Source organism: Streptomyces sp. NPDC056160 (genome assembly GCF_042268205.1).
Taxonomy (GTDB): domain Bacteria; phylum Actinomycetota; class Actinomycetes; order Streptomycetales; family Streptomycetaceae; genus Streptomyces.
The window spans coordinates 1-10,805 of the sequence record NZ_JBHJUW010000210.1; the positions used below are offsets into that span (position 1 = coordinate 1).

Here is a 10,805-nt window from a genome sequence, read left to right on the forward strand (position 1 = left end):
CTCGGGGGCGGTGGGGCGGGGGCCCCGCTGTTCCGCTCCGCCGGGGCGGGCTGGGGCTCCTCGGCCGTGGGCGCCGGCCGGTCGGCGCCCGGCCCGGGCCGGGCGCCGACCGAGAGGCCGCCCGTCAGCCGGTCGAGCGTGGTGATCAGGCGACCGGGATCGGCATCCGCCAGGATCTGGTCGAACTCGTCGCCGGAACGCAGCAGTTTCCGCAGGTCCGAGGCGAAGTCCTGGTCGGTCCGGGCACGCGCCTGCCAGGCGGGCTCCCGCAGGAAGCGGACGGCGAACCGGCCGGTGCGCTCGTCTCCCTCCCCGAGCAGGTGCGTCAGGGCGGGGAGCCGCAGCAGCGGCGCCAGGGCGCGGGCTTCCTCCTCGCTCATCTGCTCCATGCCGAGCACGCGCTCCGTGAGCACCGGGTGGTGCAGCAGCTCACGCCGGAGCTGCCGGGTCAGCAGTGCACCCAGGGCGGGATGCTGCTGCACCAGCGCCCACAGGGCGGGTTCCTCCTCGGCGACCTCGACCAGGGCGCGGTTGGCGCGGAACGCCTGGACCAGCTCCGGCCTGGTGCGGAGGGCGTTCAGCATGTTCCCGTTCTGCTGCAGCAGCCGAACCAGCCGCGGCTGCTCGATCAGTGCGCCGCGCAGATCGTCCTGGCGGCTCAGCTCTTCGGCCAGGACGGGGTCTTGGCGGACCAAGGTGAGGACACGGGAGGCGAGCAGCGCCTCACGCGACTCCTCCGGGGTGCGGGCGAGCACGTCCACCAGAGCGGGAGCTGTCTGGGCGGCCGAGAGTACGTCTTCGTCCAGGACGCGGTCGATGAGTTCGGGGTGCGACGCCAGCCGGGTCATCAGCGCACGGTTGCCGACCAGCGAGATGAACTCTGCCTGGTCGGCCGCTACCTCCAGTCGCGACGTGAGTGCCGTGGCGACTTCTGGCGACTCGCCCAAGGAGCCCACCAGGTAGCTCATCTCGGTCACGGCCTCCAGGCGTCCCTCAGTGGCCATGAGGGCCTCTACGACCGGTTCGCCGGCCTGCTGGAGCGCTGTGATGGCTTCCGGGGTATCGGACAGCGGGAATACCTTATTGGGCCATTTGATCAGGGCCCTTGTCGCCGCAGGACTGGCTTTGACGAATTCACGGAGAAGTGCGTGTTCGTATAGGGTGAGATGCCCTCTTTCTATCAGGGCGAATTCAGGGTTTTTGGTGAGGAATTTGACGCGAATCTCATCAAATGGAAGCCACGCGGTCGAGTCTTCTGTGAATAGCTTGAATGGGGAGTCGTGGTGGGTCAAGAGGCTCGGGAGGCCTGGAACTTTCAGAAGGCGATGCAGGACGCCCGACTGTTTCTGGATTTTGTCCAGAAGTGATGGTCGGACGGAAATGAGTTCCCGAATCTCCGAATTGAAAAGGAGAGCCTCTGCCATGGCGGGGTCGGCAATGGCTGCGCCGCGCATATTCTCATCTGCCAGCACGGCAGAGTAATTTTTCTGTATTTCTGTTATGTCTGCGGTGCTGATTGGTGTCAGTTGCGGTGCGAGGTCCTCCGCAGGTGTACGCGAGGAAAGGCCGACGGTGAGCAGGCGAACGCTATCGATGCGCTCTTCGGTGATTTGGAACCCCTCAGCCGTCAGCTCTGCAGGCCCGCTCTTTTCTATGCTGGACAGCAGGTCGGCAAGGCGCGACGGGTCTTCGAGGGTGGCGTGCGCCAGTGATTCCGCATCGGTTGTCCCCTGGTCCCATGCTGCCGTGAAGTCGGGGCGGGAGATCGCTTCGCGAAGGGCCTCAGGGAAGATCTTGAACGCTTTGACTAGAGAACTTTCAGTGCGCTCGACCATGAGGGCGTACAATCGCTCACTGGTCAGCAGTTTGTTCCAGTGACTCTCCGGTATCTTTCCGAACAAATTCCCCAGCTGGTTCAGCAATTCAGGCTGTGAAGTTATGTTTCTTGCGTAGTCGTTAAATCTCTCCATGGCGTCCAGCCACAGGCCTGGACGGCGATATAGCAGCCTTATCAGCGCGGAATTGCCGAGGCTGAGCAGCCCTGCAATATGGTCAGGCAGTGGGCTTTGAAGATGAAGGGCGTGGCGGCTTGCTGAGGCCCACCAGGGGTTCTGGTCGATCAGGTTGGTCCACTCAGCATAGTTCGAAGTCAGGGAGAGCCAGTAGGTGATGGCAGGGCTGTTGTATGCCTCCGTGCGCGCGCTAGTCCTCTCCAGGAGCGCCAGATGGTTCTGGAAGAGGAGATGGTCCTTGTTGCGAAACGCGTAAGCCGCCATTTCGTTACGTGCCGCGTTCTTGAGGATGAACGCGACTTGGGAGGGTTCTTTGGGCAGAAGGATCTGGCCCAGCCGTCGATCGAGGATGCGACGAAGATGGTGAGGCCACAGAGGGTGGGCGTCCGTCGGGTCGGGCTTGAGCTGCTGCGCTGCCTGCAGCAGCGGCCGAAGAATAGGGGAACGCAGTCGTTCGTTGTTTTCCCTGAGTACCTTTGCCAGTGCGTCTTTCGCTGGTTCCAGAGGGGGGGAAACAGTAGCGGTCAGGTGCGCCGCCAGATCTTCGTCGGCGACGTTGTCGTAACGATGCGGATCGTGTGAGAGCGCGACGGCCACTGCCGGGTTGCGCACTGCCTCGGTGATCCGGCTCTGGTCAGAAAGCAGCCGCAGCGCGAGCTCGGGGAGGTCTTCGAGTACATCCGTCAGATATGAGTTGGTATCCAGTTTCTTCAGAGTGGCGAGTGGGGACGGATCCTTCAGAACGGTTTTGAGGATCTCCACATCGGAGAATGCGAGAATGAGTTGACGCGGGTAATGCACGAGTTCTCTATTGACGTGCTGGCCGTTGAATCCGGAGAGGATCACGCGGAAGAGTTCAGGGGTTGCCTTCGAGGGGAAGCGCGCCACCACCGAGTGCAGTGCCGAGGGAACAGCCGACACTTCGTGCAACTGCCAGATGTGCTCGACAGGGTCGTCCAGGCCCAGCAGCTCATGAGTGAATGCCTGTGAGTCATTCACCAGTTGAGCGACCACGCTGGTGTGGTTGACGACCTCAAGGAGAGCGGATAGAACACCGAAGTCGCCGTTGGTGCGCGCCAACACTCGTGGCGGATAATAAAGTATCCCGAAAGCGAACTTGCGAAGCGAGGCGTCGGACTCCAGCCTTGCCATGACGTCCTCGCGCATAAGGACGCGGATCAGATCTTGGAAATTGTTCTCCTGGTCGTCAAACCATTTTTGCGGCAGGAGCAGAAGGGCTTCCAGTACGTTCGGTGATTTCTCCAATATGGGGATGAGTTCGGGTGCGGTCCGCAGGAAAGGCCACACGTTTTTCCCGCGCGTGGCCAAGGCGTACATGATGGCCGGAGATTCCAGAAATACTTGGGAATTGAATCCTGTGCCCCGGTTGTCCTGCTCGTGATCGATGATAGCGGCGATCGTCCGCGGCAGGTTTATGAGGGGAAAGTCATCGGGTCTCGCCTGCTTCTGGAGGATGCGGAGCGTTACCCTCTCGGCGCCGAGCCGCTGGGCATCCGTCAGGCGAGGAAAGCGTCTCCACTCGCCCCGGATCGTGGCCAGATCTTCTTCGGAGACTTGGATTCCGGCCGGCCGGTCGGGTTCGGAAGAACTTTCGGTGGACTGGCTTTCGGGTTTCGGGGCAGGCGCTGTCGTGTTCTTGGACTTGTTCTTTTTCGCTCCGTACTGGTGGCTGGGGGCGGGGTCGGTCAGCGCCTCCGCTAGGGAGGCCGAGCCGGACCCCCGGCGGGCCGGCATGACCTGACCCGAAGGGCTGACGAAGAGCGCGCGGGCTTCCACCGGCATCCAGTCCGGCAGCGTCTCCGTGATCGGCTGCTCCGTCGTCAGGTCGATCCAGACGACTTCGGGGGCACTCTCCTGGTGCTCGGGGGCCAGTGCGTAGGCGGCGAAGGCGTGACCGATGTCGACCATGTGCCGGTTCAGGACGAAGGCGGTGGTGCCAGGTGCGCTTCCGACCCGGTCCGCCACGGACTGCCAGGAGTCGACCGCCTGCCACCCCGGGCCGAGAGCCAGCGGGCTCTCCTGGGGGCGGACGCCGAGCACGGAATCGTCGACGGTGCCCGCGGGCCGGATTCCGCGGGGGAAGAGCTGGTCCCTCAGCTCGTGGAGCAGCGTCAGGCATTCCTGCACGCTCATGTCGTAGGGGGAATCCGACGACCTGTACATGCCCGGTCCGCCGTCCAGCGCGGTCGGCGTCCCCCGCTCGTGGACGGTCCGGATCGCGTTCGACGCGACCGTCTCCAGCCCCGTCCTGTCCAGCACCTGGTAGCGAGTGGGAGCGACGGCGTTGTGCCGCGGACCCTGTGCCGCGAGCCTTTCTCCGGCCGCGTCGGAGGAGAACCAGTCGACAGAGTTCTTGCGGCTGAAGTTCTTTTTGTAGACGGGCTCCTGGTGGGGAAAGACGACGATGACCCTCTCTCTCCCCTTGTTGATCGGACTGTCTATCTTGTCGCGGATCTCCATTTCCAGAGGATCTTTGGTGTCCCAATGCCGGTGCGCCCCGTGCAGCACCTCGGGGATATTCTGCATGATGCTGTCCAGAGAGCGCCCGTACGTTCTGGGCGTGATCGGGGAGCCGGTCGGCTTGTAGATGTCGAGCAGGTCGATGTCGCTCGCAATGGGGCGGAACTCCCCGTTCCTGTCGTGCCCGTGGACGATGCCATCTATGACGGGGAACTTTGTCTCGATCTTCGCCATGTACTCGCGGAGGTCTTCGAACTCCTTCCTCCGCTTGGCGTGATGCTTCTCGATCGCCGCTCGGAGAGAGGGCGAGTGCTGCGACTGGTCCTTGAGATCCGCGGGGTCGTAGAAGACGGTAAGACCTAGGTGTCTTTTTTCGAAGCCAAAGGTTTCGCCGTCGGTCCCGGGTTTCTTGCCCTCCAGGAAGAGGTCGTAGGGAGTGAGTGATTTCGACTTGATGTCCAGCGGTTTGGGCAGCGCCCCCTCTTCGATGCGGATGCTGGCAAACTCGTTGACCTCTCGGATGGCGATGGCGAGCCCGAGTTCGCTGCTCAGCCGACGGAATCTGGACATGTTCTTGGCGGAGATGCCGCCCATGGCCTTGGATGTGTCGTCCGTGGGCGGCTTCCATCCGCCCCAGTCGGTGCCGAATCCGCTGCCGGTGTCCAAGCTGCGAACGGCGTTCCGCCGCGTCGGGCCGTACGCTGGGCGCGGCGTGAGGAATGAGTCCGGAGAGGCGGTCCGAGGAATCGACAGCGGACGCGGCGTGAGTTCCCGTTCCGGAGACTCTTTCCGGGGAATCGACAGTGCACGAGGCGTGAGTTCCGATTCCGGAGACTCTGTCCGAGGCAGCGGCTCCAGGGGTGAGACCGAATCCCAGGTGAACGGTGCGGGGGTCCGGCGGACCGGCCGTGGCCGTGGAGCGGCCGGCGTGGAGGCGGCCTGCCACTCGGCGCCGAACACGGAACCGAACTGCACGGGGCTGGCCTCGGCGGCCGAGGGCGTTCCCTCGCCGCCACGGCCCCGTGACGCGAGAGCCGTGCGCAGCGCCTCGATGTGTTCCGGGCCGAGCTTCTTCGTGGTGTCCGCGCTGTTCAGGAGGCCCTCGATACCCGCCTCCATGGTCTCCTCGGCATGTGCCATGAAGACCTGCACCTCGGAGGGAGCCTGGACGACGACGGAGCCCTCGCCCCGGAAGGCGGTGGCGGACCCGGCGAAGTCGTGCGTGGCGTCGATCCCCGCCAGGGTCGTCAGAAGCCCGTGGAGAGGGCCGCTGTCCGGGGTCAGGGTGCCGCGCGCGATGTCGGCGAGGTGGAAAGCGGGCTCGCCCGGACGCAGGTGTCCGGCGTCGACGAGTTCCGTCGTGACGCTAACGGGCGCGGTCCCGTCGACGACACCGACCCGGTTGAGATACTCCGAGAAACTGAGGCTGACGTCCCTTTCGATGTCGTCGAGGCGGGACCACTGCGCGGCGGACCACCTCTCCGCGGCCCAGTCGCCCAGTTGTGCGACGTACTCCGGTCGCGCGACCTTGAGGTGGACGTGCACGTGTGTGGTCCTGCCGTCGTTGACGTCGGTGTGGACCGTGAAGGGCTGGTTGAGGAGCGGAGCGAGCACCTCCTGGTCGAAGCCGGCGGTGTGCAGACGGGTGTGCCGGCCGAGGAGATCGGCGTAGGCGGCGGGCCCCGCGTCCACGGGCCAGGCCGAGGGCCGGGGTGCCTGGGGGCGGAGTTGGTCGGAGCCGTCGAGCGGGCGGTTCGCACCGATGAGATCGAGCGTGAGATGGGGACGCTCGAGGGGACCGACCAGGCGCAGCGCGACATAGCGCTGGTCGGGACGGTGGTTGAGGCTCCGCGCCACACCCGCTCGGGCCTGGTCCAGGACCGTGGCGGCATGCGTCTTGGCCGCCGCGCCGGTCAGCGCGATACGGATCTCCAGCTCGGTGCGCTCGTGTCCGGTCTCGGTGTGCAGGCGGCGCGCGTCGAACAGGGTCCCGGGGGTGAGGGGCCCGCGCCGTACGGTCGGCGGGGTGTAGGAGTCGGCGGAGCGGGGCGGTACAGGGGTGGGCGGAACCGTCCGCTGCCCAGCCTCGCGGGTATCGGTGGAGTGCCGCGCCTGCTCCTGGAGCTGTAGCCCTCCCTGTTCTGCTTCCGGACCGTGGGCGGCGGCCCCGTCGGCCGGGACGGTGCCTGCGGTGTCCTGCCCCGCGGCGGGCCGCGGGGCAGGGGAGGGCGTGTTGGCCGTCGGCGGGGTGCCGTCGTGCTCGACGGTGCCCGGGTCCGGGTGGCCCGGAGATTCGGTGACCAGGCCGTCAAACGGTGGCCGGGCGGCCTCTCCTGCCGCCGGCGGCACGGACACCGTGGCCTCGGCGCCGGGATGTGCGGTGTGTTGTTGGGTGGTGTCGAGTGTGGTGATGGTGGTGGTGAAGGAGTCGTCGTGGTTCTTCTCGTGGATGAGCCAGGCGGTGGTGTCGTGTTCGGTCTGGGCCCAGATGGTGTCGTAGGCGGTGAGGGACTTGTCGCGGTACTCGTCGGCGAGGGCTTGCCGGGTGGCGTCGTCGAGAGTGCGGCCGGGGTTGTTGTGGTGGTGGACGGCCAGGAGGGCGTGGAAGTCGCGGGCGGCGTCGGCGGCGGCCGCGCTCAGCTCGTGTCCGTGCTGGATCCGGGAGACGAGCGTGGCGTTGAGGTAGGCGGCCGACTCGTGCCAGGAACGGTTCTCGGGAGCGCGCTGGTGGCCGGCCCCGCCGGAGGCCGGAGCGCCGCTCGGGTGGAGGGCGGCGGCGCGGAAGTCACGGTGGCCGAGGTGGCCGAACCAGTGGTCGGCGACGGCCTGGTCGACCGCCCGTTCCCACTGGGCGCGCAGCCGCTGCACCATCGCGTCGCTCGGTGCCGGACCACTGCGCAGACCGTCGAAGTGCTGGGCGAGCACCTCGGTCAGGACGGCGTTCTGCTCGTCCAGACGGGCCTGGCGGTAGGCGGTGTACTCCAGCCGCTCCGCGAGGGCCTCGGGGCGCGTGTACGAGGCGGTCAGCTGGGCGAAGCGGTCACCGCGGGCGGACACGGACGTGCCGGTCGCGGCGCCCTCGCGGTCGAGGAGGGTGTGCAGGTCCCGGTCGAGCTGGTCGCGCAGGAGACGCTGCGCGGAGTCCGGTACCCGCGGTGCGCCGTTCCTGCTCTGCTCGTCCAGGGCATGCTCGAAACCGTCCAGGCCCCGGCGCGCCCACTGCGCGCGGACGTTCAGCCGTTCCACGGCGGGCCGGACATCGGCGATCAGCCGCTGGTAGGTGTTCTCCAGGGCGTGCCAGTCCGGCTCGGCGCTCTCGACGCCGCGGCCGGTGTCGTTGACGTGCAGCCCGTCGGTCTCGTCCGGGCCCCAGCCGGCGGCCTTGTCCACCGCCCGGTCGGTGATCGAGTCCATCTTCCTGGCGAAGTGCGCCTGGAGAGCCCGTACCTGACGTAGCGTCAGTCGGTCGCGCAGCTCGTTCATCGTGCGGGGCACGGTGTGTTCCTCCGCCGCGCCGAGCGCCTGCCAGAAGTCGTCCGAACCCACGAACAGGCGGCCCGCGTCCGGATCGGCGCCGTCGTGCGTGCCCGCCGTCCCGTCCGGGCCCGGACGGGCACCGAGGCCGTCCACGGTCTGCCGGAAGTACGCGTGGAAGGTGCCGGTCCAGCGCACGGTCTCGGCGAGCTGGACCGCGTGCCGGCCCAAGTGCATACGCAGTTCCTCGGTGACCGCCCGCCACTCCCGCTCCGTCACCACGACCTCGCGCGGGTCGGTGCCCAGCCGCTGGGCCAGCCGGATCCGCAGCCTGGTGCGGGCGTCGTCCAGCTGCCGCCGGAACGACTCCTCCACCCGCAGGGCCGCCACCTCGTGCGCGGTCTCCTGGGCGCGGCCGTCCTCGTGCTGCCCGCCCAGCAGCGTCCGTGCGCCGAGGAACTCCTCGAACCGGGTCCCGCGCAGGGAGTCCACCGCCCCGCGGGCGTGTTCCCGCAGGCCGTACCCGTCGAGGACGTCCTGCTCGTCGAGGAGTTCCCTGCGGGTGAGCTGGTCGTGCAGCTCCGCGTCGCGCGCGGTCCGGAACTCCTGCCACAGCCGGTCCAGCCGCCCCTGCTCCGCCCGGCGGGCACCCCGCAGCAGTTCACCGCCCGCGTGCACCACGTCCGCGGGACGTTCGTGGAAGTCCCCGCCGGGAGCGGCGCGGCTGGCGAGCTCCGCCAGTCCCGCCGTGACCTGTCGGCGTACCTCCTCGTCCCCGGCCCGGCTGGCGATCGTGCCCGCCCGTACGTCCGCCTGCCGGGCCGCCGTCTCGTCCGCGCCGACCGGGGTCTGGGTGCCGAAAACCTTCGTGCCGGAGGCGGCCGAGTCCTTCTTGGCCCATTCTGTGCCCTGCGGCAGGCCGCTGCCCGCAGCGGGGTCCACCAGCGTCTCCACGGACGCCGCGTGCGGCGCGGCGGGGGCCGCGGGCGACTCCGGGTGCACCAGCGTCTCCTGGGACGCCGCCGGTCCACCGGGGAGCAGACCGGCCGGGGTGTCCTCGGAGGCGGTCGGGAGCGGGGGCCGCCCGGCCGGGTGGACAGCGGCGGCCTCCCCCTCCGCTCCGGCGGTTTCGCGGTCTGTGAGGACGGCGGCCGTCGTGTCGGTGACGGCGGGCGTCGTATCGGCGGACGCGGTGTCCGCGCCGGTGGACACCCCTCGTGGCGGAACTCCGTGTCCGCCGTCCGTGGCGGGGGAGTCCTGCGTGGCCGGAGCGGTCTCCTGGCCTGCCTGGCTGTGTGTCGGTATCGGCTGGTCGGCCGCCGCCGTACGGGTGACGGGGTCCGGCGTGGTCGTGCGTGTGTCCGGGCCGGTCGCGGAAGTGTGCGGGGCGGGTGTGTTCGGGTCGATGGTGGTCTGGATGTGGTTGCGGAAGGTGGTGAGGTGGGTGGCTGCCTGGGGCCAGTCGCGGCGGGCCACCGCCGTGTCGGCGGGGGCGAGGAGGCGGCGCTGTTCGGTGGTGGTGAGGCCGGCCTGGTCGGCGAGTTGCCGCAGGTGCTGCATCGCCTGGAAGGCGGCCGCGGGGCGTTCCAGCAGGAGGCGTGCCCGGTCGGTGTCGTCGGTGTCGGGCCGGGTGAGTTCCGTGGGTGCCTGCCAGCGGTGCAGGGATTCCTCCAGCCGGGCCCGCTCCGGGCTTCCGGGTACCGGGCGGGTGGTGGTGGACTCGGTGGCCAGCCGTGGGGTGGGAGTGAACGGGGAGGGCCGGCCGTCTCCGGCCCGCTCTGCTCCGGGTGCCGTGTGGCCGACGTTGAGGTGTTTGGGGATGTCGAGGCGGACCTGCCCCGACCGGGGGGGCTGTGTTCCCGGGCCCGCGGACCAGGATGTGCTGGACGGGGTGCTTGCGCCCGTCGTCGGCAGCACGTTTCCGGGGAACGGCGCGCCGTCGCCGGGCAGTGTGCTGTCGGCGGGTTGGTGTCCGTCTGCTTTGTTGACCAGTGTGAGGTCGGGGTCGGGGAGTGGGGGTTTGTGGTGGGGGAGGTCGAAGCCGAGGCGGCCTTTGATCCAGTGGCCGAGTTTGACGGCGCCGATGTGTCCGATGCCGCTGCCCAGTGCGGCGCCGGCGCCGCCGGCGGTGGTCATCCAGGAGGTGGTGAACTTTCCGGTCTCGTTGAGGTTGAAGAAGCCCTCGGACAGGTTCATGGCCGCGGCCTGGAACCCGGCTTCGGGGAAGGCGCGGACGAACTTCATCCACGACGGTGAGGGCAGCGCGCGGGCGAGGTCGTGGGAGAGCGCACCGCGCACCCCGCCCATCCCGGCCGGCATCCAGTGCAGCGTGTCCTCCAGTTCCCGGCCCAGGACCTTGGAGCCGCGGCCGGTGTGGGCCATGAACGTGTCGGCCCACCCACGGCCCGACTCCCGCGCCTGCCGCCACCCCAGCCGCTCACCGAAGGCCCGCGCGAACTGATCACCCACCGCGTTGCGGAACGACTGCCGCGCCCCGCGCCCCGCGACCCCGTTCTGCAGGTGGACGGCCATGGGCACGGTCAGCCGGCCGATCTCACGCCCGAACCAGTTGCCGTTGAGTAGCTCACGGTTGAGCGGGTCGTTCCACAGGTCCCACATCGCCTCCCGGTCGAACGTCTTCCCTCCGCCCAGCAGGGCTTTCTCTCCGCCGAGGGCGGCCTTCCCGCCGCCGGGCAGGAGGCTGTCGCTGCCGGGGAGTGCGGTCTTGGTGCCGACGCGGGCTGGTGTGGGACCGTGCAGGCTCTCCCCGATGATCTGCCGGATGTCCCTGACCGCCTTCGGGCCGAAGAAGGGCAGTTTCCCGATGCCCTTGCCGAT

At 68.3% G+C, this 10,805-nt stretch carries 1 protein-coding gene; it reads right to left on the reverse strand.

Features of this window, described 5'->3' with window-relative positions:
- Nucleotides 1–10,805, reverse strand: a 10,805-nt coding sequence (locus ACFC02_RS39500; RefSeq protein WP_376367356.1) for a hypothetical protein, incomplete at both ends; no start/stop codon positions are given.